This window comes from Vagococcus sp. (assembly GCF_052102835.1).
Classification (GTDB): Bacteria; Bacillota; Bacilli; order Lactobacillales; family Vagococcaceae; genus Vagococcus.
The window spans coordinates 45,171-70,121 of sequence record NZ_JBQEIL010000011.1 but is presented as its reverse complement, the minus strand read 5'-3'; the positions used below and the strand labels follow the sequence as shown (position 1 = coordinate 70,121).

20 protein-coding genes and 1 tRNA gene are annotated in these 24,951 nt (G+C 34.0%); 6 read left to right on the top strand and 15 right to left on the bottom strand.

Annotation, left to right across the window (positions count from 1 at the left end; genetic code table 11):
• Positions 1–51: 51 nt before the first annotated feature.
• The 12 genes from ACTJFD_RS10255 to rpoN form a co-directional block, all read right to left on the bottom strand.
• Positions 52–198, bottom strand: coding sequence for a hypothetical protein (locus tag ACTJFD_RS10255; RefSeq protein WP_442261429.1), 147 nt, complete (start codon positions 196–198; stop codon positions 52–54).
• Positions 191–838 (bottom strand): recombinase family protein, encoded by a 648-nt coding sequence (locus ACTJFD_RS10250; RefSeq protein ID WP_442261428.1) that lies wholly within the window; start codon positions 836–838, stop codon positions 191–193. Before ACTJFD_RS10250 ends, ACTJFD_RS10255 begins: the two co-directional genes overlap by 8 nt.
• 294 nt (positions 839–1,132) lie before the next feature.
• Complete coding sequence (locus tag ACTJFD_RS10245) at positions 1,133–2,374, bottom strand: hypothetical protein (RefSeq protein WP_442261427.1); 1,242 nt, start codon at positions 2,372–2,374, stop codon at positions 1,133–1,135.
• A 303-nt stretch (positions 2,375–2,677) separates the two neighbouring features.
• Complete coding sequence (locus tag ACTJFD_RS10240; RefSeq protein WP_442261425.1) at positions 2,678–7,348, bottom strand: DEAD/DEAH box helicase; 4,671 nt, start codon at positions 7,346–7,348, stop codon at positions 2,678–2,680.
• Between the two features lie 59 nt (positions 7,349–7,407).
• The gene (locus ACTJFD_RS10235) at positions 7,408–8,325 is read right to left on the bottom strand and encodes a tyrosine-type recombinase/integrase (RefSeq protein ID WP_442261424.1); all 918 of its coding nucleotides are present in this window, start codon (positions 8,323–8,325) and stop codon (positions 7,408–7,410) included.
• A gap of 242 nt (positions 8,326–8,567) precedes the next feature.
• On the bottom strand, positions 8,568–9,863 hold the full coding sequence (eno, locus tag ACTJFD_RS10230) for a phosphopyruvate hydratase (RefSeq protein WP_442261422.1): 1,296 nt from the start codon (positions 9,861–9,863) through the stop codon (positions 8,568–8,570).
• A 122-nt stretch (positions 9,864–9,985) separates the two neighbouring features.
• Positions 9,986–11,515 (bottom strand): 2,3-bisphosphoglycerate-independent phosphoglycerate mutase, encoded by a 1,530-nt coding sequence (gene gpmI / locus ACTJFD_RS10225; RefSeq protein ID WP_442261420.1) that lies wholly within the window; start codon positions 11,513–11,515, stop codon positions 9,986–9,988.
• Complete coding sequence (gene tpiA / locus ACTJFD_RS10220; RefSeq protein WP_442261418.1) at positions 11,515–12,270, bottom strand: triose-phosphate isomerase; 756 nt, start codon at positions 12,268–12,270, stop codon at positions 11,515–11,517. Before tpiA ends, gpmI begins: the two co-directional genes overlap by 1 nt.
• A 30-nt stretch (positions 12,271–12,300) precedes the next feature.
• Positions 12,301–13,488, bottom strand: coding sequence for a phosphoglycerate kinase (locus tag ACTJFD_RS10215; RefSeq protein ID WP_442261416.1), 1,188 nt, complete (start codon positions 13,486–13,488; stop codon positions 12,301–12,303).
• Between the two features lie 88 nt (positions 13,489–13,576).
• On the bottom strand, positions 13,577–14,581 hold the full coding sequence (gene gap, locus ACTJFD_RS10210; RefSeq protein WP_442261415.1) for a type I glyceraldehyde-3-phosphate dehydrogenase: 1,005 nt from the start codon (positions 14,579–14,581) through the stop codon (positions 13,577–13,579).
• Positions 14,582–14,625: 44 nt separating this feature from the next.
• On the bottom strand, positions 14,626–15,663 hold the full coding sequence (locus ACTJFD_RS10205) for a sugar-binding transcriptional regulator (RefSeq protein ID WP_442261413.1): 1,038 nt from the start codon (positions 15,661–15,663) through the stop codon (positions 14,626–14,628).
• A 181-nt stretch (positions 15,664–15,844) separates the two neighbouring features.
• Positions 15,845–17,176, bottom strand: coding sequence for an RNA polymerase factor sigma-54 (rpoN, locus tag ACTJFD_RS10200; RefSeq protein WP_442261411.1), 1,332 nt, complete (start codon positions 17,174–17,176; stop codon positions 15,845–15,847).
• Between the two features lie 69 nt (positions 17,177–17,245).
• On the opposite strand from rpoN, the gene ACTJFD_RS10195 reads away from it, so the two are divergent.
• The 6 genes from ACTJFD_RS10195 (at position 17,246) to ACTJFD_RS10170 (ending at position 21,584) form a co-directional block, all read left to right on the top strand.
• Positions 17,246–17,317, top strand: a tRNA-Arg gene (locus ACTJFD_RS10195).
• 688 nt (positions 17,318–18,005) lie between these two features.
• Positions 18,006–18,770: a transporter substrate-binding domain-containing protein gene (locus ACTJFD_RS10190; protein ID WP_442261409.1), complete on the top strand. Its 765-nt coding sequence runs from the start codon at positions 18,006–18,008 to the stop codon at positions 18,768–18,770.
• Positions 18,771–18,798: 28 nt separating this feature from the next.
• Complete coding sequence (locus tag ACTJFD_RS10185) at positions 18,799–19,551, top strand: amino acid ABC transporter permease (protein ID WP_442261407.1); 753 nt, start codon at positions 18,799–18,801, stop codon at positions 19,549–19,551.
• Between the two features lie 22 nt (positions 19,552–19,573).
• Positions 19,574–20,311, top strand: a complete 738-nt coding sequence (locus tag ACTJFD_RS10180; RefSeq protein WP_442261406.1) for an amino acid ABC transporter ATP-binding protein — start codon at positions 19,574–19,576, stop codon at positions 20,309–20,311.
• Positions 20,312–20,451: 140 nt separating this feature from the next.
• A complete protein-coding gene (clpP, locus tag ACTJFD_RS10175) occupies positions 20,452–21,048 on the top strand; it encodes an ATP-dependent Clp endopeptidase proteolytic subunit ClpP (protein WP_442261404.1) in 597 nt (198 codons plus the stop codon).
• Positions 21,049–21,074: 26 nt separating this feature from the next.
• On the top strand, positions 21,075–21,584 hold the full coding sequence (locus ACTJFD_RS10170; RefSeq protein WP_442261402.1) for a thioredoxin domain-containing protein: 510 nt from the start codon (positions 21,075–21,077) through the stop codon (positions 21,582–21,584).
• 114 nt (positions 21,585–21,698) lie between these two features.
• Here the strand turns inward: ACTJFD_RS10170 and ACTJFD_RS10165 are convergent, their stop codons facing one another.
• Genes ACTJFD_RS10165 through ACTJFD_RS10155 form a run of 3 tightly spaced genes read right to left on the bottom strand, consistent with a single transcriptional unit; the run spans position 21,699 to position 24,941 of the window.
• Positions 21,699–22,901 (bottom strand): dihydrolipoamide acetyltransferase family protein, encoded by a 1,203-nt coding sequence (locus ACTJFD_RS10165; protein WP_442261401.1) that lies wholly within the window; start codon positions 22,899–22,901, stop codon positions 21,699–21,701.
• Between the two features lie 17 nt (positions 22,902–22,918).
• Positions 22,919–23,941, bottom strand: a complete 1,023-nt coding sequence (locus ACTJFD_RS10160) for an alpha-ketoacid dehydrogenase subunit beta (protein ID WP_442261399.1) — start codon at positions 23,939–23,941, stop codon at positions 22,919–22,921.
• Between the two features lie 34 nt (positions 23,942–23,975).
• Entirely contained in the window at positions 23,976–24,941 is a 966-nt protein-coding gene (locus ACTJFD_RS10155; RefSeq protein ID WP_442261397.1) for a thiamine pyrophosphate-dependent dehydrogenase E1 component subunit alpha, read from the bottom strand.
• Positions 24,942–24,951 lie beyond the last annotated feature (10 nt).

The window sequence follows — 24,951 nt, the reverse complement described above, 5'->3', positions numbered from 1 at the left end:
GTTGAAGAAAATAAAGACCTTATAATTTTTGTACAGAAAAGTGTTGCCAATTCATTGTTGAAATCGCTGCTCTTTAGCTGTTTCTTTCCAAATAATCAAAAGCTTTTCTAATATTTGTGGTGTACGTCTTTCAATCTCCTCACCTTTGCCTAGCTCATGTATGACCTGTTCCATAATCTTATCCATGTCCTTATTCATTTTTACCCCCTCCTTCTTCAACATCTCTTCGACTCTTTATAGCATATACAGTCTTTCTAGAGATGTTAACTTTCTCAGCAATATTCTTAACTGTTTCACCTTTATCAAGTGAATTAATCACTTCATCATAAACAAGCTTCTCAGCACCCTTTGCATCTCTATGATACTTAATTGGTCTGCCTTTATAGACTCCACGCTCTTTGGCAAGTTCAATACCTTCACGTTGTCTCTCTTTAATCTTATTACGCTCTGATTCAGCAACATAAGAAAACACCTCAATAACAAGGTTGGTCAACAAATCTCTCAACGCAGGTTCACTCACACCAGAGAAGGTAGGTAGATCAAGGATCTCTATGTTAGCCCCTTTATTTGCTATCTCTTGCAATAGTTCTTTGATATCTCGACTGTTTCTTCCAATTCTATCTAAACTCGTTATAACGACTGTATCACGCTCTCTGATGAACGACAACATGTTATTCAATTCAGTTCGATCCGTTATGTTCTTACCTGACATCTTTTCTTTGAATACTTTTAAATCTCCATCGTCTATATCATTCTTCTTTTGCCAATCCAATATAGACTGTTCTTGTCTAGCTAAATTCTGATCTGATGTTGAGACTCTTAAATACGCTACATACATTAACCTTACCTCCTAGTATTTTAAATGTAATTGAAACGTAATTAATAGTCAACCCATAGGACACGAAAATATCATCACAAAACACTTAAATTTCAAGCATCTCATGATGATATTATTTTTTCTTTGAAGTGTACCCAAAAGTAACAGAATCAATTACGATCAAAGAACTAAAACTAAGTTTAAATCTTTCATTTTTAAAATATATATTGATTTTCTTCTTATTGCGTTTAATTGTTACAAATTAGGTTTCATTTTACTCTTTTTAAACATTTCCTAAAAATTCACGTTATTTTTTTATTCGTTCTGTGTGGATGTAGCTACTTTTTCTTTATTACCAGTTAAAACTTTTATTATTTCTCCTCGTTCTAACTGCTTCTTAACTGCAACTTTCATATATTCTAAATCCTCATACTTACTAATATAATATTTTGACTCTCCATTAATACTTGAATTTAGAACAACTTCATAGTATGCCAATATTTTTTCATTTTCTAAGCTTTGAATTACTCTAGAGACTGCTTGTCTTTCAATTCCTATTCTCTTTCCTATTCCCTCAAGTTTTTCAAAACAAACTGACATTAAAGCACTTTTTAAAATATCTTTATTATCTAATTGACTCACATAATAACATCTATATGATACACTAACGTATACAGCCATTCTTTTAGCTTTTTCTATAAATCCTTGATGGTCAAATATTTTATAAAACATTTGACTATCTAAAAACGTATACTCTCTTGTTGGTAAGCATTTCTGACTCACAACAAATAAATTCTCTTTCTTATTTCCTTTACCATTTTTATCTCCAACAAAAACATAATATTCAAAATCTATCAATCCTTTTAAAAATAAACTATCCAATGATTGTTCAATCATTTTAAAAGATCTACTATTATTAGTACTCACTCCCCAATTCATAATTGTTGAAAATATCATGTGAATATTAATTGGCCTTGTTCTAAACTCTCCAGTGTCATTAAAACTAGATAATACCGCCATAATCATTACTTCTACTTCATCCATCATTATATCTTTTTTAAAAGCGTAGTTGCTAAAAGCATAGTGAGATTTTGTTCTAGACATGTTGTTTTCTTGATATTTGAGGTCAACAATTTCTGAGGACTTCATTCTTTTCTTTTTCTCAGTCGATCTTAATTTATTATATTCTTCTAAATTATTTTTTGGTCTGACTTGATTCTCAAAATTTTTCCAATGTTTATACAATTCTTCTATAACTTCATCAGTTAAATCTTTTTCCTTTACTTCTAATATTTCTGCCTCAATACCATCCTCATTTATTAAAACTTCATCTAGCTCATCATCAATATTTTCATAAATTTTAATTAAATTATTTTCCAAATTCAAAAAGTTTTCTTCTATATGAAATTTTTGTAAATTCTCGAGCTCTTCACCAGAAATAGAACTATATAAACTCGAGTACGGTCTATTTATTTCCAAAAAAGGAATACCTTTACTGATAATATCTCCAATTAACACAGATTTAAGATTTTCAAGCCATATTTCTTTATTTATCATTACATTCTCCCTTACCTGAACGATTTTACAATCATTCGCATCGCGTGTGATATGGATTACTTTTTAAAGAAGTTTAATACTTTATGTAAAAAAAAGTTAAAAAAACAATCAAAAAAATTTTTATATGAGTTTTTTTTGATTGTTTTTAAATCATTTTCTTTTCAACATATTTTATTATATACTAGTGATCTTCATTTTTCTATAATTCACGTTATTTTATTTCTTGATTTCAATTCACAATTGTCATCACTTTAAACTTTATCGTAATTTTTTAGATACTTATCATCAAAACTAGATATTACTTTATTCAACAATTTCTAGTTTCGGCAAACTATTAACTAGCTCTACAGTTTTTACTGATACACTAATTATCGAAAGCAATAAATCTAATACATATCTTGGGTTATCAGAATAAAGATTTGGATCATCAATATTACCAGACTTTGTTTTATTCGGAATACTATATTGTTCCATAATCCATTGAATAGCAGGTTTTCCATTAACGATATACTCATACGCTTCATCAGGTATATTAGTTATTTTTATATCTGAATTAAAGTTGATAACTGATTTTTCTGTTCTTTTAGGATGTTTCATTTGTTTAACTTCAAAACTAGCATTATCAGCAATTTCAACATTTACTTGTTCCAATGGTTCAATTTTTTCATAATTAATATGAATATCAGCCAACTTTCTACCAACCTCAATAAATTTATCAATATTTTTAACTATTGGTATATGTGGTAGACCTTTTCTGAGTTCATTACAATATTTTTCTTTATATTCAGGTGAATGTAATATTCCATAAACATAATAAAACACATCATCAATAGATAAATTCAATTTTTCTGTAATTTCTTCAGTAATGTTTTTATTATCTTGGAACAAAGCTAATTCATCGCTTTTATTATTAGTTAAATAAAAACTTTGCCCTTTTTCCATCATATCCAAATTGGGAATACTATCAGTTATTAAGGCTGAAAATTCTCTAGATGCTCCTTTTCCAGTAACACAAATAACTAAATTCTCATTACCAAAAATATCCTTATATCTACCTGGTCGTTCAATAATTTCCTCTTGATAATATAAATATTTTTTATTAAAAGGTCTATACATACTACGTATGATTTTATTATCATCAGGCTTTATTTTTTCACCAGAAATAAGCATTTTATCTAATTTTGCACTCCATTTGACATAATCAGTAGCAGTATTCTTATTTTTTAATTTTTCACTTTTTTCTTTTATTTTTGAAACTTTTATTACCTCATTATTATAGTTGTTAATCATTCTGTTTACTTTTTCTTGAAGAGTTTGAGTATTATAATCATAAACCCATTCATCTCTATTTGTGCTTACACCTATTACCTTATCTTTAAAGTATCCCCCGTCCATTGGAATATACTTTTCATAATTCGGATCTCTTTGATTAATCCAGTCATTATTTTCATCAGGATAAATTTCTTCCCAGTCCACATTAACTATTGAAGAATAACTCTTAATAATCGATAACTTTTGATCTCTATTCAAATAATCTCCAATATCTTTATAAAATATTTGATGGTTATCACTACCATCTTTTACAAGCACTGTTATAGCAATAGGTGTTCTGCTTCCAGAACCAAATATCTTTCCACCTTCTCTTCTAGATTTTTCACCTACAGTTCTCTGATCTCCTCTCAAGTTAAATACATAAATATAGTTAAATTCTTTATACAATGAATTTCTAAAGCCATCAGTACTATTACTATCTATGAAAGAACCGTTAGAAACAAAAGATACTATTCCTTTATCCTCAATCCTATCTGAAGCCCATCTAAAAGCTTTAACATATGAATCGTATAAACTCTTAAGAAGAGAGGCATTGGAAAACTTAGCATAAGTTTCATCAATTGATTTTTCAAGAATAGGATACGATATATTTTGATTGTCGTCATTAGCACTATTTTGTCCAATTGAGTAAGGTGGATTACCTACGATTGCCGTAATTTTTGTTTCTTGCTGTTTCCTTAAGCGTTCATCATTATTTCCAAAGAAAGTATCATCTAAAGTGTCTTCTTTCTCTGTAGACTCAAAGGTATCTGTTAAAACAATTCCTTCAAACGGTACATACCCTTGTTTATTAATTTCATCAAATGTAGCTTCAATATTAATGGCAGCTATATAATAACTTAATAGAACAATTTCATTGGCATGTAATTCTTGAGTATACTTTCTAACTATATTGGATAATGTTACTTCACCTTGTTCCAATTGTTCTTTTAGTAAAGATAATATTCTAACTATAAATGTGCCTGTTCCTGTGAAAGGATCTAACAAATGAACATTATCACTCGCAATACGCTTATTAAAATGTTGGAATAAAATATCATCCACTGATTTCACAATAAAATCTACCACTTCTATAGGTGTAAACACTATTCCTAATTGTTCCGTTGTATCTTTAAATCCTGTACTAAAAAACTTATCATATAATGTGACAATGATTTTTTGTTTAGCTTCCGCATTATCTATTCCACTAGCTCTTAATCTAACCGACTCATAAAATGGAACTAGTTCTTTTTGCTCTTTTTCAAATCCATACTTTGAAAACTCACTAATTATTGTCTCCATAGCTAGACCAACTGGATTATTTCTAACAAAACTATACTCATCAAATAGCGCTTCAAATATTGGCAATGTGATAAGATGCTGCGCTAACATTTCTACTGCTTGATCGTATGATATAGACTCATTTATATTATGTCTTAAACTAGATAAAAATTTCTCAAACTGCTCTTTCGCACCTTCATTTGTTTTAATAATATTTTCAATATAGGACATATGTCTTTTAGCAATTTTGGAAACATCTTTTGACCAATCTTCTAAATAACGTCTATCACCAACTTTTTGAACGATTTTACCATATATTGCACCTTCTACTTCTTCCCAGTCTAAATCTAGTGACGTTTGATAGACACTGCTAGGATCGTCAATTATATTATTCTGATTAAAATTAGGGTCGTCAGGAGCTCCACCAACACCAATTACTTGAATATTATCTGGTTTCTTTTTATTTAATTGTAATTTATTAACCGTAGCTTCAAATCTTTCATCCACTGATCTAAGAGCATTAAGTACTTGCCATATCACATCATATGTTTTGTTATTATCTAAAATGGACTCGGCCGTTTCTCCAGCAGGTATTACAATTGGTAAAACGATATAACCATACTCTTTATCTGGTGATTTACGAATAATTCGACCAACTGCTTGAACAATATCAACTTGTGATTTTCTTGGTGATAAGAATATAATTGCATCTAGGTTAGGAACATCTATTCCTTCAGTTAAGAATCTAACATTTGATAAAATTCTAGCAGAATTATCTAGAATGTCTTCACTTGCTAACCAATCTAATGCTTCATTTTTTTCTAAAGCATTCATTCCACCGTCTACATGCTTTACTTCGGCTCTATATCCTTCCTCAGAGTCAAGATAATCATTAACAACACTTTCAAACTGTTCTGAAATTCGTTGACTATCTTTTATAGTTCTTGAAAAAGCTATGGCTCTTTTCATCGGATCTCCACTAACTTTATTTGAAAATGTTTCTCTTTTTAACATTCCATTCCAAATACCAATAATTCTACCAATATCATCAATTCCTAAGCCATTCTCTGGATCTGAAATTGACTTCTGCATATCTTTTTGAATAACTGACTCATCTACTGCAAGAACCATTAATTTATAATCGGTCAAATAATCTTGAGATATAGCATCTCCAAATCCTAATCTAAAAAAGATTTCCCCGAATTTTTCAACATCATCCATACTAGAAATAACTGTTGATGTCTCTTCTGCTTTCTTCTTTGCATCCATTCCGTAAAGTTTAGGTGTTGCCGTTTGATACAATCTTTTTTTACCTTTAACATTTTTATCGCTATGTACCTTCACAAAAACACTTGCTTCATCACCTAATACCGTAGCCCCTGTAGTTCTATGTGCTTCATCAGCAATTATTAAATCAAACTCAGGAAATCCTTCTTTCTGAGCCTTTCCTAATACATCAATGGATTGATAAGTTCCAAATACAACCAATAAATCTGTTTTACTTTTATTGGATAATTCATTGTAGTTCTCTACAACTTTTTCAAATGAAGTTGTTGCAGGATATCCAATATCACTTGCACGAGTGGTTAAATTCGATTCATCTTGCTTAACTTTACCTTTACTTGCATTACGATCACTCGTGACTGCCATAGATGACATACTCATCTCAGTATCATTATTCCAACCTCTTAATGTTTGAGTTAATAGCTGAATACTCGGAACTAAATAAAGTACAACAAATTGATCTGTTTTCTCTTTTTTTGCCATTGCTTCCGCTACCTTTAAACTTGTAAAAGTCTTACCCGTTCCTGGAGCCATAATCAATTGACCACGATCAGTTTTTGAAAAATGAGCTAATGCTTTTTCAACTACTTCAAATTGATAAGGTCTTAATTTTTTCTTTATTTTTATCTCCACTTGATTAGGATTTGCAAAAGAATATTTTTCCCACTCAATTTGCGAATTTCTTAAATCTGATAAACCTATTCTGATAACATCATCTCTATCTGATAATGCCTTTTCTGCGTTTTTTCCCCATTTATCCGTTGAAGCAACAATTATTCCAGACTCATAGTAGCTCTTTCCAAGCTCACCTAAAAAAGAGTCTATATCAGATTTTTGAATAGCTGATTGATAAAATTTAGCTTGAACAGCTACAAACTCACCAGTATGTTTTCTAGCTACTAAATCTACACCTAAATCAACTTTAGGAATCTCATACTCTTCTGGTACTTCACTTAACATCCATACATCAGAAAATTCATTTTTATACATTGGCTCGTTTTTTAAATAAGCTTGAACCAGATATTCAAAATAAGTCCCTCTGTCTCTTTGTGTATCTGAAATTTCATTAATTTGGTTTATTAAATTTTGAAAACTCAATACCAACACTCCTCTTACTAATAATACTTTTATTATACACGATAAAACTTGATATTTTTTTAATAATTTAGAGATAAAGGACTCGTCTTCATTCCCTTCTCCACAATTTCCTCACTATTCATACTCTCTAAATACCTTTGAGTTATCTTGATATTTGAATGCCCTAACAGCTTTGACAAAGTAAATATATCCTGCCCATTCTTAATACTTGTCTTGGCAAAATAATGTCTCAATGTATGTGGACTACACCTGATATCAGAAACTCCTTCTATCCCTATACTAGCATCACCGATAATCTTTTCAATAGCAACATTTGATTTGATATTCTCACCTGATCTAGTCAGTAAAAGTGTATCATCTTTAATAGTAATCTGCCTAGAAGTAAAGTAGGTGTTCTTCATTCTGTCATACTTCAACAATTGCTTCTGTAGAGATGAACTGATAGGTACGACACGCCATTTGTTGCCCTTCCCATGAAGTTTAATGTAGTTATCAAAGACAAAGTCTGTTTTGATCTGTCGTAGCTCTGTGCATCGTATACCTGTGTCTACAAATAACATCACTATCAATTTATTTCTTACATTTAGATAATCAGATTTATTATAATATCGAATCAATTCCTTTACTTGTTTATCTGAGAAGGTATCTATCACCTTCTGTTCTTCCTTCAAGACTTTGATTTGTTTCGGATAGTTGACTGACACATACTCTTCCTCCACCAAATAATTAAAGAATGATTTTAAGCATTTCATCAACAGATTGATATAGCTTGCTTGATGTTGTTCTCGTTGTAAGTAAACCACATACATTTTGAAATGATTTTTATTAAGTGGCGAGAGTTCATTAACTTTCATCTCTTTCTCTAACCATCTCAAAAACAAACTAATATTCAGTTCGTAAGTTTCTACAGTCCTCTCAGATAGACTTCTAATTCGACAATCCAGTATAAATTCACTTCTCAATTCTTCTAATAACATATAAATCTCTCCCTTATTTTAATCAAATAAATAGAGAAATTAAATAACAAATATATCTATACCAATTATTTTTGTACTGCTATCCAGGAACACTTTTTCTACTCGAAACAGCTAAAATTTAGTAAATAACGAAATTGGTCTACCTTCCCGCAAATAAAAAAACACCCCCTAGCATCAGCCAGAGAGTGTTACGTCCGAGTAGTTTTAATTCCCTTAGAATAAGCATTTATATAAACTTGTAATTATTTGTTAGCTAAGTTATAGAATGAAGCTAAGCCTTTATATTCAGCTACTTCACCTAATTGGTCTTCAATACGTAATAATTGGTTGTATTTAGCAATACGGTCAGTACGGCTAGCAGAACCAGTTTTGATTTGACCAGCGTTAGTTGCAACTGCGATATCTGAAATAGTAGAATCTTCAGTTTCACCAGAACGGTGAGAGATAACTGCTGTATAACCAGCTTCTTTAGCCATTTCAATTGCTTCAAATGTTTCAGTTAAAGTACCGATTTGGTTAACTTTGATTAAGATAGAGTTAGAAATACCTTCTTCGATACCACGTTTTAATTTTTCAGTATTTGTAACGAATAAATCGTCACCTACTAATTGAATTTTCTTACCTAATTTTTCAGTTAGGTGTTTGAAACCTTCCCAGTCGTTTTCATCTAATCCATCTTCGATTGAGATGATTGGGTATTTAGCAGATAATTCTTCGTATAAAGCAACCATTTCTTGAGAAGATAAAGAGCGACCTTCTGAAGTTAAGTCATACATACCAGTTTCTTTATTGTAGAATTCTGATGCCGCTACGTCCATTGCTAAACGTACGTCTTTTCCTGGAACATATCCAGCAGCTTCGATAGCTTCAATAATAACTTCTAAAGCTTCTTCGTTAGATGATAAGTCAGGAGCAAATCCACCTTCGTCACCTACACTTGTGTTAAGACCTTTGCCTTTTAATACTTTAGCTAGGTTATGGAAAATTTCAGCACCCATACGGATTGCTTCTTTAAATGTAGGAGCTCCTACAGGCATGATCATAAATTCTTGGAAATCAACACTGTTGTCAGCGTGAGAACCACCATTAATGATGTTCATCATTGGTGTTGGGATTACTTTAGTGTTAAATCCACCTAAGTAATGATATAAAGGAATTTCTAAGTAATCTGCAGCAGCACGAGCAGCGGCAATAGAAACACCTAGAATAGCGTTAGCGCCTAATTTACCTTTGTTTGGAGTTCCGTCTAATTCGATCATTTTTTTGTCAATTGACATTTGATCTCTAACGTCAAATCCAATAATTTCTTCAGCGATGATGTTGTTTACATTATCAACAGCTTTTAAAACACCTTTACCTAAATAACGAGATTTATCTCCGTCACGTAATTCTACGGCTTCGTATTCACCAGTTGATGCTCCAGAAGGAACCATTCCGCGACCAAAAGCACCGCTTTCTGTATAAACTTCTACCTCGATAGTTGGGTTTCCACGTGAGTCTAGGACTTCGCGAGCATAAACATCAGTAATAATTGACATGTTTTTTTCTCTCCTTTAGGATGTTTGTATTTATAGCTAAAGAATGTATCATTTTCATGAAAACACTCTATAGTTTTATTCTAACTAGTTTCATAACAACTTGCAAATAAAAACAAGTTTTTTTAACCTTTGATTAAACTTTCACCAGTCATTTCTGCTGGTTTAGCAATACCTAATAAATCAAGCATTGTTGGGGCAACGTCAGCAAGACGACCACCATCACGAACGGTTACACCAGTTTTTGTTACAATAACAGGAACCGGTACAGTCGTATGAGCTGTATGTGGGTTACCCTCTGGTGTCATCATTGTTTCAGAGTTACCATGATCGGCAAAGATAATGGCAGAACCACCCTTAGCTAATATCGCATCCACAACACGACCAAGATTTTCATCTACGGCTTCGATTGCTTTGATTGTAGCATCAAGTTTACCAGAATGTCCAACCATATCAGGATTGGCAAAGTTTAAAATAATCGCATCATTTTTTCCAGCTTCAATATCTGCTACTAAAGCATCAGTTACTTCATAAGCGCTCATTTCAGGTTGTAAATCATAAGTTTCAACTTTTGGTGAGTTGATTAAAATTCGGCTTTCTCCAGGAAATTCTTCATTACGTCCACCATTCATAAAGAAAGTAACGTGAGGATATTTTTCTGTTTCCGCAATTCTTAATTGTTTTAAGCCTTCGTTGGCTAAAACTTCACCAATTACATTAGTCATCGGAATAGGAGCAAAAGCAACTTCTGCAACCACACTCGGATTATATAATGTCATTGTTACAAATTTAACACCCTTTGGATGATTTTGACGAGTAAAATGTTCCCATTCAAGATCAGTAAAGGCATTTGATAATTGAATAGCACGGTCAGGACGGAAGTTAAAGAAGATAACAGCGTCATTATCTTTAACTGAACCAACTGGTTGTCCCTCTTTTTCGATGACAATCGGTAAAACAAATTCGTCTGTTATGTCATTGGCATATGACGCTTTAATTGCTTCGATTGGATCAGTTGCAGAAACACCTGTACCATCCACAATTGCATCATACGCTTTTTCAACACGTTCCCAACGTTTGTCACGGTCCATTGCATAGAAACGACCTGAAACAGTCGCTACTTCACCATAACCAATTTTATTCATGTAAGCGACAAGTTCTGTCATATAATCAACAGCAGAAGTTGGAGCAACGTCACGACCATCTAAGAAGGCATGGACATAAGTATGTTTGATTCCTTTAGCTTTTGCCATATCTAATAAAGCATAGAGATGTTTTTGATGACTATGAACTCCGCCATCTGATAAAAGACCAAATAAATGTAAGTTTGAATCCTTATCCAATGAATACTCCATTGCATGATTTAACGATTCATTCGTTTGGAATTCGCCATCTAAGATTGACTTATCAATACGAGTTAAACTTTGATAGACAATACGTCCGGCACCAATATTTGTATGCCCAACTTCTGAATTACCCATTTGTCCTTCAGGTAGGCCTACATCTAAACCAGATGCTTTTAATGTATTATGTGGAAATTGATTCCAATAACGATCAAAGTTTGGTTTTTTCGCTTGAGCAACAGCATTCCCTGTTACTTCGTCACGCTTACCAAAGCCATCTAAAATAATAATTGCAACAGGTCCTTTGCTCATTACTTTACAGCCTCCAATAATGCTAAGAATGATTCAGGTTGTAAGCTTGCGCCACCAACTAATGCACCATCAACGTTTTCCTTAGCCATATATTCAACAATGTTTTCTGGTTTAACAGAACCACCATATTGAATACGAACTTTTCCAGCAACGTCATCGTTATAAAGTTTAGCAACTGTTTGACGTACCACACCACAGATTTCATCTGCAATCGTAGCATCAGCTGATTTTCCAGTTCCAATTGCCCAGATTGGTTCATAAGCAATCACAAGGTTTGATACTTGTTCAGGAGTTAAATCTTTTAGTGCTCCTGTGATTTGTCCTTCAATCCATTCCGCTGTTTTGCCAGCTTCGTATGTTTCAAGACTTTCACCACAACAAACGATTGGAGTCATACCATTCGCAATAATTGCTTTAGCTTTTTTGTTAACATCTTCATCTGTTTCGTGGAAAAACTCACGACGTTCAGAGTGTCCGATAATCACATAATCCATCTCTAAGTCAGCTAAGGCTGCTGGAGATGTTTCTCCTGTAAAAGCTCCTGCATTTTCAAAGTAGCAATTTTGAGCGGCAATTTTTAATTCCGTTCCTTTAGCACTTGCTTTAAGATCAGCTAAAAATAGAGTTGGTGCACCGATGACTGAATCTACTTTATCATTTGATGGAATTTTTGTTTTAACGGCTTCAGCAAAAGCGTGAGCTTCTGAAGCTGTTTTATTCATTTTCCAGTTACCTGCAATAATTGGTTTACGCATGTTTTATATCTCCTTCATTATTAAGTAAAATTATTTATCAGAAATAGATTCTACACCTGGTAATTTTTTACCTTCTAAGTATTCTAATGACGCTCCGCCACCAGTTGAAATGTGAGTTACTTTTTCAGCATAACCTAATTGAATAGCTGCTGCTGCTGAGTCTCCACCGCCAATGATTGTTGTTGCATCATCAAGGTTAGCAATCGCTTCACAAACACCGATTGTGCCTTTAGCAAAGGTTGATAATTCAAAAACTCCCATTGGGCCATTCCATACCACTGTTTTAGCGCCGGCTAATTCTTTTGTAAATAATTCAATTGTTTTTGGTCCAATATCCAATCCTTCTAAATCATCTGGGATATTGCCTTCAATAATCGTTGTTGGTGCATCATTATCAAAATCTGGTGCACAAACAGTATCGATTGGTAAAACTAATTTGTCGCCAGCTTTTTCTAAAATTGTTTTTGCTAATTCAACTTTATCTAATTCTACGATTGATTTACCAATGCTACGGCCTTGAGCCACGTTAAAGGTATACGTCATCCCACCACCGATAAGGATTTTGTCTGCTTTATCGATTAAGTTTTCAATTACGCCGATTTTATCTGACACTTTTGCGCCACCTAGAATAGCGATAAATGGACGTTTGGGTTCATCAACAGCGCCACCGATAAATTTAATTTCTTTATCCATTAAGTAACCAGCTGCTGAAGGTAAATTAGATGCAATTCCAACGTTAGAAGCATGAGCACGATGAGCTGTACCGAATGCATCATTCACAAATACATCACCTAAAGATGCCCAATATTTACCTAATTCAGGATCATTTTTGCTTTCTTTCTTACCATCAATATCTTCATAACGAGTATTTTCAACAACCACAATATCGCCAGCTGCCATGTCGTTGATTGCTTTTTCTAAATCCGCTCCACGTGTTTCAGGAACAAAAGTAACTGGTTTGTTTAATAATTCAGACAAACGTTTAGCAACAGGTGCTAAAGATTTTCCTACTTTATCTTCTTCTGTTTTTACACGTCCTAAGTGAGAGAATAGAATTGCTTTTCCACCTTGATTTAAAATATATTCGATGGTCGGTATTGCCGCAACAATACGGTTGTCGTTAGTAATAACACCATCTTTAATCGGAACATTAAAATCAACACGGACTAAGACTTTTTTACCTTTTAAATCTAAATCTTCAACAATTTTTTTAGCCATGGTCAAAAACCTCCTAAGGTTGTTTATCAATATAAAAAGCGGAGAAGCGCGATTGCTTCCCCGCTCCGATTAGTTTAATTTGAATAAATTAAGCTAATTTTGCAAAATATTGTAAAGTACGGATTAATTGTGCTGTATATGACATTTCATTATCATACCAAGCAACTGTTTTAACTAATTGTTTTCCATCAACAGTCATTACTTTCGTTTGAGTTGCATCAAATAATGATCCGAAAGAAATACCTACGATATCAGAAGAAACGATTGGATCTTCAGTATATCCATAAGATTCGTTAGCTGCTTTAGCCATCACTGCGTTGACTTCTTCAACTGATGTATCTTTTTCTAAAACTGTTACTAATTCAGTTAATGAACCAGTTGCAACAGGAACACGTTGAGCTGCTCCATCTAATTTACCATTTAATTCTGGAATTACTAAACCAATTGCTTTAGCAGCACCAGTCGTATTTGGAACGATGTTAGCTGCAGCTGCACGAGCACGACGGAAATCGCCTTTAGCATGAGGTGCATCTAATGTATTTTGGTCACCAGTGTAAGCATGAATAGTTGTCATCAAGCCTTCGATGATACCAAAGTTTTTATGTAATGCATCAGCCATTGGTGCAAGACAGTTTGTTGTACATGACGCTCCAGAGATAACTGTTTCTGAACCATCTAAAATTTCGTGGTTAGTATTGAATACAACAGTTTTCACGTCATTTCCACCAGGAGCAGAAAGAACAACACGTTTAGCTCCAGCTTCAATATGTTTTTCAGCTTTATCTTTAGAGTTAAAGAATCCAGTACATTCTAAAACGATATCTACGCCTAATTCGCCCCATGGTAATTCAGCTGGGTTAGCATTAGCAAAAACTTTAACATCTTTACCATTTACTTTAAAGAATCCATCATGAACTTCTACTTCGCCATTGAAACGACCTTGAGTTGTATCATATTTTAATAAGTGAGCTAACATTTCACCATCTGTTAAGTCATTAATTGCTACTACTTCTAATCCTTCAACTTCTTGAATACGGCGGAATGCTAAACGTCCGATACGTCCAAATCCATTAATTGCTACTTTAACTGTCATGTGAGATTTCCTCCTTTAGAAAATCGAAACTATATTATTTATTTTTAAAGAGTCACCTCTTTTAAAATCTGATCACATGCACCTTCGTCTGTGATTAACCACGTTTGTGAAGGAGCATTTTTTATGTACGCTTGAATAGCTTTAGCTTTACTTTTGCCTCCCGCTACTGCAAGAACACACCTCGCTTTTTTTAAATCTTTCAATTGAAGACCAATTCGAGGGATTTTATAAACAACATTACCATCTGTATCAAAGAAATAGCCAAAAGACTCTGCTACTGCTCCATTATTGGTTAACATTGCCATTTCTGTATCCTTCATGCCACGACGTTTCGCCATATGTAAGGCGCGCCCAATACTATGAATGACACAGTCTGTATTGGAAATCAACTCTAATACTTTTTGCACTGTCGGTTCTTGTAGTAAAAACTCATACGTTTCATGGCTGACTTGTTCTGGTACATATAGTACTTTAAAATCGCCACCCGTTTTTTCTGCCATCATCGCACTAATTGAATTCGCTTGAATGTTGATGGTTTCACCTACGCCTCCTCGAGCGGGTACAAATAAATTATGTCGATTCTCTGTTTCAAGTTCATGCATATTTTTTGCAACAGTCGCCATCGTCGTTCCACCCATAACAGCAATTGTATTTTCGCCATCGGGTAAATGTTCGTCTAGAAGATCTGTTACAATAGCGCCAAAACTCTCAAGCACTTTTTTTTCTTGATCGCTATCACCTGAAACAACAATACATTGTTGAATTCCTAACACTCGAGCAAGTGCTCGCTCTTTTTTCCGCATTCCTGCATGAGCATCAATAAATGTTTCCAAGCCGTGATAAACCGAAAGACCTTCGTCTGTTAAACTCATCCCGCTTTTGGATACATCAATTAGATTAATTTGCTTCAAATAGTCTGTTTCTGTTCGTAAAATACGCTCTGTCACATCTAATTTTAAAGCTAACGTCCGTCTGCCGACAGGTTGCATCCAATAGATATTTCTTAAAACACGAAATCTTTCTTCAACTACTTGGATGATATCAGGAGCAATCCGTTCAATCATTTCAATATCCTGACTCATTTTCTCCTTGTCCCTTCGGTTGGTCATTTTATGTCCAACGTAGACGTTTTACGACCCAAGTATTTTAAAAAGTAAAGGGAGTTCAAATTGATGTTTTAATTTGTTCATCCCTATGGCTCTATAATATCAGTCTTACTCTTTTTTTTCAAGCTATTTGTTGAATATTTTTTCCTTTTTACATTTACTTTTCATCATAGCGCTTTCTTTTCGATGAAGAGGCGATCCCTAGCTCTTCACGATACTTCGCAACGGTTCTTCGCGATAATTTATATTGTTTGTTTTTCAATTCTTCCACAATTTTTTGATCAGAAAGTGGTTTTCTTTTATCTTCATTTTCAACAATTTTCATTAACTCTTTTTTTAGCTCTCCCGTAGCTACTTCTCCGTCCTCTGGATTTGTCTGTTTCAACCCCATTGGGAAAAACATTTTTAACTCAAAAATGCCAAAAGAAGTTTGGAGGTATTTACCATTAACACTTCGACTAACTGTTGACTCATGAATTGAGAGTTCTTTCGCCACTTGCTTCATTTGAAGTGGTTGCAAAGGTCGACTAGGATCAACAAAAAATTCTTTTTGATAAGCAACAATGCTTTGACCTATCCTTAAAATTGTATCGCCCCTTTGAGTCAGGCTTCTTTTTATCCAATCGTATTCACTTTTACGATTAGCAAGATAGTCTTTGACTTCTTTATCACCAGACTTTAGCATTTTATCAAAATAGTGTTGCTGAAAAGTAACTTTCGGTTGTGATTCTTTCGTCCGTCTAACTTTAATTTCTTTGTCTATAATAGTAACTAATAAATCCGGAATGATAAATTGCTCCTCCGTTTTTGAAAAAGCAGCTCCAGGAAAAGGGGTTAGTTTTTGAAGATAGTCAAAAATCCTTTGAATATCTGATAATTTTAATTGGTAATCTTTTTCAATCGCTGACCATTTTCGATTAGCTAAATCTTCAAAATGCTCTTCTAAAACAAGATAAGCCAGCTCAGGAGCTTCCTCATCTCTCTCTGTTTGTAACATCAAACACTCTTGTAAATCTCTTGCACCAACTCCTACAGGTTCTAATATTTGAATCAACCTTAAAGCGTCTAATAAAGCTACTTCACTTGCCCCGGTCAAACGAGAGGCATCTTCTAACGTGATGGTTAAGTAACCATTAGAATCAATATACTCAACTAAAAACAAACTTAATTTCCTTAAGCTGGTTTCCCGATAATTCAGATGAATTTGTTGAATTAAAAAATCGAATAATGAAATATCACGATCTGGTACTTGTAATAACCAATCATGTTCTTCTTCGTTCGTCCGATTAACTGTTGAGCTATATGAAGTTGTATCCATCATTGGCAGGTCGACCTCTAACAAAGGATTTTCTAATGCTTTATTTTCTAAGAAAGAGAGTAAGTCTGGGGTATTATATTGCAACATTTGAATGGATTGTTTCATCTGCATTGTCATCGCCAATTTTTGTGTTTGTTTTTGTTGCTGGGATAGATGCTGTTCAAATCTCATCTTAAAACTCCTTCTTCTTTATTAATTTTCTTGCTATTTTAAAATAGTTTGGTAAAATAGTAGAGTAATGCGTCCTTAGTGTAGTGGATATCACACAAGATTCCGGTTCTTGAGACAGGGGTTCGATTCCCTTAGGACGCGTTTTCATCGTTGATTGTAACATAATTTTCGAAACATAAAAAGTAACAATACTATCGAACTAATGATAAGTAGAAGATACTAACCTAAAGGGTGGGTATCTTCTTTATTTTTGAGAATAAACGAAACAACAAGACGTAAAATTGAGTTCATCATATTATTGAAAGCTGAGTAACACACATCAGAAAAAAACTGAAATTAACCACTTTTAAAATGCACATTTAAATTTTTGTTTTCCATCTACTTTTTAGAGGTGCTGTCTTGTGGAAAGTGACAAATCGTTCTTTTTACGATATACTTAGGAAAGAGCTTGTTGCTCTTCCTTTGTTTTCCAACTCTCTTTATTGATTGAACTGCATGCTTTACTTCCCTTTTTACCCCCTACTTCTGATTAAAAATAAATAAGAGATTTTCACTTCAAAACATACTTTTACTACTAAAGTATATTTTTTTATTTTCCTCGGTTGATCTACCACTCTAGATACTTTTAACATCTCAATACACTTACTTTTATTTTTCACATTAACCTTTCACTTCTATATTTTTATATGATTTCATTTACGATCACTTAATCTATTGAATTTTCTAAATATTCAAACAAAAAGAATGGATGTGATAAAATGCTGCAAAAAAAATAAAATTAGTTTTAATCCTCAGCCTCTTATTCACTTTTGCAAGCGCTTGCTCAAGTGTGAGTAAGGAAAAAAAACAAGAAAAAGAATTTAGAGTTGGAATGACTGTCGGTTACCCTCCTTTCAACTGGATACAAAACAGCAACAAAGATGGCGCTGTCCAACTTAAAGGTGCCGTCGGTTATGCTGGTGGCTACGATATTGACATGGCAAAAAAAATCGCCAAAGGTCTAAATAAGAAATTAGTCATTATCAAAACAGAATGGGATGGCTTAGTTCCTGCTTTAACCTCTGGTAAAATCGACGCGATTATCGCAGGAATGTCACCTACTAAAGAAAGGCTTGAAGTCATAAATTTCACCAAGAGTTATTACGATGCTGAACTCGTGATGGTAACTCTTAAAGACAGTCCGTATGTAGAAGCAACCTCGATTCAAGACTTTTCAAATGCACGTGTTACTGGTCAATTAAACACCTTTCACTATAAAGCCTTAGATCAAATTAAAGGACTCAAAAAAGAAGTACCTGTCGACAGTTCCTCTTCGATGCGAGTCGCCTTACAATCAAAAGTTATCGATGCTTATATTTCTGACCTACCGGAAGGATTAAGCTCCGAATTAATTACTCCAAATTTCAAATTAGTTGAACTAAAAGATGGCTTTAATACAAGTGTAGAAGATACTGTAATCGCTATCGGTTTAAACAAAAAAAATAAAGAACGCGATAAAATAAACGATATTTTAGCCAGCATTTCACAAAAAGAACGTGACCATATTATGCGAGAAGCGATAAAAAGACAGCCTGGGTTAGCATCCCCACGATAAAAACAAAGATTTAACTAGGAGGAAAAAAATGGATTTTCAATGGATATTAAAAATAATTATAGATGATGGTCCTATTATGTTATTCGGAGCTGGAATCGCGTTAATTATTGCTATTTCAGGAACTTTTTTCGGTGGACTAATCGGTCTAATCATCGGGATTATACGAACTATTCCAAAATCAAAATCAAAATTAGTCAGAGCTCTAACCAAAATATTAAACGGTATTTTTACACTATACATTACTATTTTCAGAGGAACTCCAATGATTGTTCAAGCAATGGTTATCTACTATGGTTCAGCTCAAGCTTTAGGTTTAAATATTGATCGAACGTTGGCAGGTGTGATTATTGTTTCCTTAAACACAGGTGCGTACATGTCCGAAACTGTTCGAGCTGGAATTCAATCCATCTCAAAAGGACAGTCAGATGCTACCAAGTCAATCGGTATCACCCATTTCCAAAGTATGATTTATGTGATCCTTCCTCAGGTTCTCCGAAATATTTTACCTAACATCGGGAATACTTTTATCAGTAATATTAAAGATACCTCTGTCTTAAACGTCATTTCTATAACGGAAATATTTTTCCAAACAAAATCAATTGCCGGTAGTAACTTTAGATATTTCGAATCGTTCTTTGTCGCTACTCTAATTTACTTAGCGATGACTATTATTGCTATTTTTATCCTTAAATCAATTGAGAAAAAAATGGCTGGTAAAAGCAATTACATACGAGCAATCGACATCATGCCATTAAGTAATTTTTCGGAAACCATAAAATAAGATACTTAAAGGAGTTTTTCATTTGACAAATTTGCTAGAAATCAAACACCTTAAAAAAAGTTTTGGTCAACAAATGATTTTAAAAGATATTAATTTTACCATTAAGAAAGGCGAAGTTATTTGTATTATTGGTAGCTCCGGCTCTGGTAAATCAACGGCTCTGAGATGTATCAATTTATTAGATGAACCAGATTCTGGTGAAATTATCTATCTTGGTGAAAATATTTTGACACGACAGGCCAATATTAGAGAATACCGTCAACACCTTGGGATGGTTTTTCAACAATTTAATTTGTTTAATAACTTGACTGTACTTGATAACTGTACTCTCGGGCCAATTAAAGGTCTTAAACTTTCAAAACTTGAAGCTGAAAAATCTGCCATTTACTATTTATCTTTAGTCGGTATGGAACAATATATTAATGCAAAACCTTATCAACTTTCAGGTGGACAAAAACAACGGGTTGCAATTGCCAGATCTTTAACGATGAAGCCAGATTTAATTTTATTCGATGAACCAACCTCCGGACTAGATCCAGAGTTAGTCGGTGAAGTTTTAGGTGCCATGAAAACCCTAACTAAATTGGGACAGACGATGATTATCGTAACCCATGAAATGGACTTTGCTCAGGAAGTTGCCGATTCAATTATTTTTATTGATGAAGGCTTAATTGTTGAACAAGGAACACCTGAAACTATTTTTAAAAATCCTGTCCATCCAAGAACAAAAGAATTTTTAGACCGTTTTATCTTAAAATAAAAATTAATTTAGAGCCGCTGTTTATCAATCTTTTTCTTTGACCTTTTATGACTATTAATTTAAACTTCATAGTAGGTACTTCACATAAATTATGTTAAAATAGTATATTGAATAGGCTTATATTTTAGGAGGAATTAATAATGAACCTTATACCAACTGTTATTGAACAGTCTTCACGTGGCGAACGTGCGTACGATATTTATTCTCGCCTTTTAAAAGATCGAATTATCATGTTGAGTGGCCCGATTGATGACAATGTCGCTAACTCAGTGATTGCTCAACTTTTATTTTTAGATGCTCAAGATCCTGAGAAAGATATTTTTCTTTATATCAATTCTCCAGGCGGAAGCGTCTCAGCTGGATTAGCAATTTACGATACAATGAATTTTGTTAAATCAGATGTTCAAACCATCGTTTTAGGAATGGCTGCTTCAATGGGTAGTTTCTTATTATCTGCAGGAACAAAAGGCAAACGTTTTGCTTTACCAAATGCTGAAATAATGATCCACCAACCATTAGGAGGCGCTCAAGGACAAGCTACTGAAATTGAAATTGCAGCTCGTCACATCTTAAACACACGTGAACGCTTAAACAAAATCTTAGCTGACAATACTGGACAACCTATTAAAATTATCGAAAAAGATACTGATCGCGATAACTTTATGTCTGCTGAAGAAGCCAAAGAGTATGGTTTGATTGATGAAGTCATGGTTAACAACAAACAATTAGCTAAATAATTCTAAGTCGAAATGAGGCCGTATATATGAATGATATTGATACTCAAAAAATTGATTTAACAACAGGTATTATCCTTGGGAAAAAGGATGCTCCGATTAAATTAGTTGAATTCACCAATCTACGTTGCCCTTTCTGTAAACAATGGTGGGAAGAACGACAAAAATTAATTGCTAAGTATGTTGCAGAAGGAAAAATCCAACATATTATCAAATTGTTTGACAAAGACAAAGCTAGTTTAGCTGCTGGAAACATCATGCATCACCACGTTCCAGAGGATGAAACCGCAACTAAAGTCATTACAACTATCTTTGAAACACAAGACGATTGGGGCGAACTTGATTCTTTAGAAGACGTTGCCAATTATGCTAAACAGGAACTCGGTTTAACTCTTCAAAAAACTGAACATACTAGTGAGGCTATCAAAAAAGAAGCTGCTGCTTCTGGTGTTTTTTTCATTCCAACGATGATTATCGGTGACACTGTCTTTGACCAAAAAATTTCTGATCAAGATTTAGAAAAATTACTCAATTCGTAAATTCACAAAACAAAGAGGTTTGATACTTTTCAGTATCAAACCTCTTTTTATTTATAAAAAAGGACAGAATAGATTGGAATACTCCGCCCTTTAATAAACACTTAATCCTTATCTTTAAACAATTAACGAATAAGGTGCTTCTAAATAATTAATAATTGATGCTAAGAACGCTGCCGCAGGGGCACCATCCACAACAGCATGATCAAAGGTTAAACTTAATGGTAATTCTTTGATTTCAACAATTGATTGGTCTTCACCAAAAGCTAATTTAGATTGAGTTTGTCCAACTCCTAAAATACCAACTTCAGGCGCATTTAAGATTGGCGTAAAGTATTCAATACCTAGACTACCTAAATTTGTAATTGTAAAGGTTGAGCCTGAATACAGATTACCTGGTAACGTTCCGTCAACAGCTTGAGAGGTCACTTCACCAAAATCAGCACCAATTTGTGATAATGATTTACTTTGAACATCTTTTATTACAGGAACAACCAAACCATCATCAACAGAAACAGCGACACCGACATGAACTGCTTCATGTTGTGTTAATGTTTCTAAATCATACCAAGCATTCATTTCTGGATGGTCTTTCAATGCTAAACTAACAGCTTTAATTAATAAAGTATTGATACTTAAGGCACGACGATTAATTGAATCTCCTGCTTTTTGTTGTAATTCTTTTCTGAAAGTTAAAAGTGCATTGATATTGGCTTTACGATGTAATGTCAACTGAGCACTTTGATTTAAACTTTGGTGCATTCTTTGAGCGATGACTTTACGCATGCCTTCTAAACCTTCACCGATGATTGCCGTCGCTATTGGAGCGACAACTTTAACTGGTGTGTGGCGTTCGACGTCACGGCGTGTAATACGACCGTTACCACCTGTTCCGATGATATCTTCTAATAAATAACCATTTTCATCCGCGACTTTACGAGCTAATGGAGTGGCAAAAACACGTTCACCAGCTACACGTTGTGGTTTTTCTTGAACTGAAGAGATTTCTTCTTTCACTTCTTCAACTTGGACCACTTCTTCACTTGTTTCTGTTGTTCCTGTTACGTTAGGTAGCGCTTCTCCTTCAGCACCGATATAACCAATTGCTTCCTGACAAGGTGCATCGCCACCGTCATCTACAATGATTTGTAATAAAATTCCATCCGCAGTTGCTTCAACATCATGTGTCAATTTTTCTGAACTAATCGCGACAACAGCTTCTCCTTTTGAGATTGGATCGCCGACTTTTTTAAACCATTGATCAACGGTTCCTTCCGTCATTGTTAAACCTAATGTTGGCATTGTTATTGCTTCAGCCATATTTTCCACCTACCCTTTTATTTTAAATCTTCAATCAGTTCGCTAGCTACATTTAAAACTTTTTCTTTATCTGGTAAATAAAGAGCTTCTAAATTACTTGCAAATGGTACTGGCGTATTTGGTGCACAAATACATTTGATTGGACCATCTAAATAATCAAAGGCTTTATCACCCACAACTGAAGCAATATCAGTCGCTGTGTTATTATGTGGATTTGCTTCATCAATGACAATTAAACGTCCTGTTTTCTTCACTGAATTAAGAACTGTTTCTTGATCCCATGGCGCGACAGTAATTAAATCAATGACTTCAACTGAAATATTTTGTTTTTCTAATTCTTTAGCTACGTCTAAAGCAACATAAAGCATTTTTCCAATCGTTACAATTGTTAAATCAGTACCTTCACGTTTCACTTTAGCTTTACCAATTTCAACTTTATAATAACCTTCTGGAACTTCATCTTTCATACCATAAAGAGTCTTATCTTCAGTAAAGATAACAATGTTATCATCTTCAATAGCAGAAAGTAATAATCCTTTCGCATCATATGGATTAGAAGGAACAACTACTTTTAAACCTGGGATTGAACCAAACATACCGTAATATGAACCTGAATGTTGGGCTGCTGCTGATGCTCCAGCACCATGACACGTTCTAACTGTCATTGGAATTTTGGCTTTTCCACCAAACATATAGCGCATTTTTGACCCTTGAGCTAATAATGTATCAAAACAGAAACCTAAAAAGTCATTAAACATTAATTCTGGAACAGGTCTAAGCCCAGTTGCAGCTGCACCAACACTCGCTCCCATATACCCCATTTCTGAAATAGGGGTATCAATGACGCGTTCGCGACCATGTTTTTCAACTAATCCTTTTGTTACTCCGAAAACACCGCCCCAAGCGCCGTCTCCATCTAGATGTTCAACTCCAGCTCCACCGGCAATATCTTCACCTAATAAAATGACGCGATCATCATTGTCCATTGCGATATCTAAACCTTCATTGATTGCTTGCATAAATGAAATTCTTCTACTCATTTTAAAGTCACTCCTTCATCTTGTCTTTTCTTAATTAAACGCTAACGTCTTCATACAATGCTTCTGGATTTGGTAATGGACTATCACTAGCAAATTTAACCGCATGTTCTGTATCTTTAATTGATTGTGCTTCAATTTCATCTGCTACTTTAGCTGTTAACCATTTATTTTTAATGGCAACTTCACGGAACGCTGGAATATTATCAAAATTAGCTAATTCTTTTTCAGCACCTTCTTTAGCTTTATATTTTTGCTCGTCTCCTTCAAAATGTCCATAATCACGATACGTCATACATTCAACGATAGATGGACCTTCTCCACGACGCGCACGGTCAATTGCTTCACCAGCCGCTTCATAAACAGCAACTAAATCTTTGCCATCAACAGTCACGCCAGGAATATCATAAGCTTTACTTCTTTCAGCAATCGTTTTTGTTCCAGATGCATAACTTTGTGGTGTTGCTTCACCAAAGTGGTTATTCTCACAAACAAAAACAACTGGTAAATCCCAAATTGCTGCCATGTTAATTGACTCATGGAATGTTCCCTCATTTGATGCACCATCTCCGAAGAAGCAGACTGCTACATCATCTGTTTTTAAATATTTATTTCTTAAACCAGCACCAACTGCGATGGGAAAACCACCACCAACCATACCGTTTGCACCTAACATCCCTTTATCGATGTCAGCGATATGCATTGAACCACCTTTACCTTTGCAAAGACCTGTTGCTTTACCAAAAATCTCAGCCATCATACCGTCTAAGTCACAACCTTTAGCGATACAGTGACCATGACCACGGTGAGTACTAGTAATATAATCTTTTTCTGTCAAATGAGCACAAACACCTGTTGCTACAGCTTCTTCACCTGCATACAAGTGAACAAATCCTGGAATTTCACCCGTTGTAAAAATACGATGTACCTCATCCTCAAAGTTTCTAATGTCATTCATAATCTTGTAAATCCACTCTGCTTTTTGTTTTGTAATTTGTTCCATTATTCTTCCT

Excerpts from the sequence above, each read along its gene's own strand:
- ACTJFD_RS10255 (WP_442261429.1), bottom strand. The coding sequence starts at position 198 with ATGAATAAGGACATGGATAAGATTATGGAACAGGTCATACATGAGCTA.
- ACTJFD_RS10250 (WP_442261428.1), bottom strand. The coding sequence starts at position 838 with ATGTATGTAGCGTATTTAAGAGTCTCAACATCAGATCAGAATTTAGCT.
- ACTJFD_RS10245 (WP_442261427.1), bottom strand. The coding sequence starts at position 2,374 with ATGATAAATAAAGAAATATGGCTTGAAAATCTTAAATCTGTGTTAATT.
- ACTJFD_RS10235 (WP_442261424.1), bottom strand. The coding sequence starts at position 8,325 with ATGTTATTAGAAGAATTGAGAAGTGAATTTATACTGGATTGTCGAATT.
- eno (WP_442261422.1), bottom strand. The coding sequence starts at position 9,863 with ATGTCAATTATTACTGATGTTTATGCTCGCGAAGTCCTAGACTCACGT.
- gpmI (WP_442261420.1), bottom strand. The coding sequence starts at position 11,515 with ATGAGCAAAGGACCTGTTGCAATTATTATTTTAGATGGCTTTGGTAAG.
- tpiA (WP_442261418.1), bottom strand. The coding sequence starts at position 12,270 with ATGCGTAAACCAATTATTGCAGGTAACTGGAAAATGAATAAAACAGCT.
- ACTJFD_RS10215 (WP_442261416.1), bottom strand. The coding sequence starts at position 13,488 with ATGGCTAAAAAAATTGTTGAAGATTTAGATTTAAAAGGTAAAAAAGTC.
- gap (WP_442261415.1), bottom strand. The coding sequence starts at position 14,581 with ATGACAGTTAAAGTAGCAATTAATGGATTTGGACGTATCGGACGTTTA.
- ACTJFD_RS10205 (WP_442261413.1), bottom strand. The coding sequence starts at position 15,663 with ATGAGTCAGGATATTGAAATGATTGAACGGATTGCTCCTGATATCATC.
- rpoN (WP_442261411.1), bottom strand. The coding sequence starts at position 17,176 with ATGAGATTTGAACAGCATCTATCCCAGCAACAAAAACAAACACAAAAA.
- ACTJFD_RS10185 (WP_442261407.1), top strand. The coding sequence starts at position 18,799 with ATGGATTTTCAATGGATATTAAAAATAATTATAGATGATGGTCCTATT.
- clpP (WP_442261404.1), top strand. The coding sequence starts at position 20,452 with ATGAACCTTATACCAACTGTTATTGAACAGTCTTCACGTGGCGAACGT.
- ACTJFD_RS10170 (WP_442261402.1), top strand. The coding sequence starts at position 21,075 with ATGAATGATATTGATACTCAAAAAATTGATTTAACAACAGGTATTATC.
- ACTJFD_RS10165 (WP_442261401.1), bottom strand. The coding sequence starts at position 22,901 with ATGGCTGAAGCAATAACAATGCCAACATTAGGTTTAACAATGACGGAA.
- ACTJFD_RS10160 (WP_442261399.1), bottom strand. The coding sequence starts at position 23,941 with ATGAGTAGAAGAATTTCATTTATGCAAGCAATCAATGAAGGTTTAGAT.
- ACTJFD_RS10155 (WP_442261397.1), bottom strand. The coding sequence starts at position 24,941 with ATGGAACAAATTACAAAACAAAAAGCAGAGTGGATTTACAAGATTATG.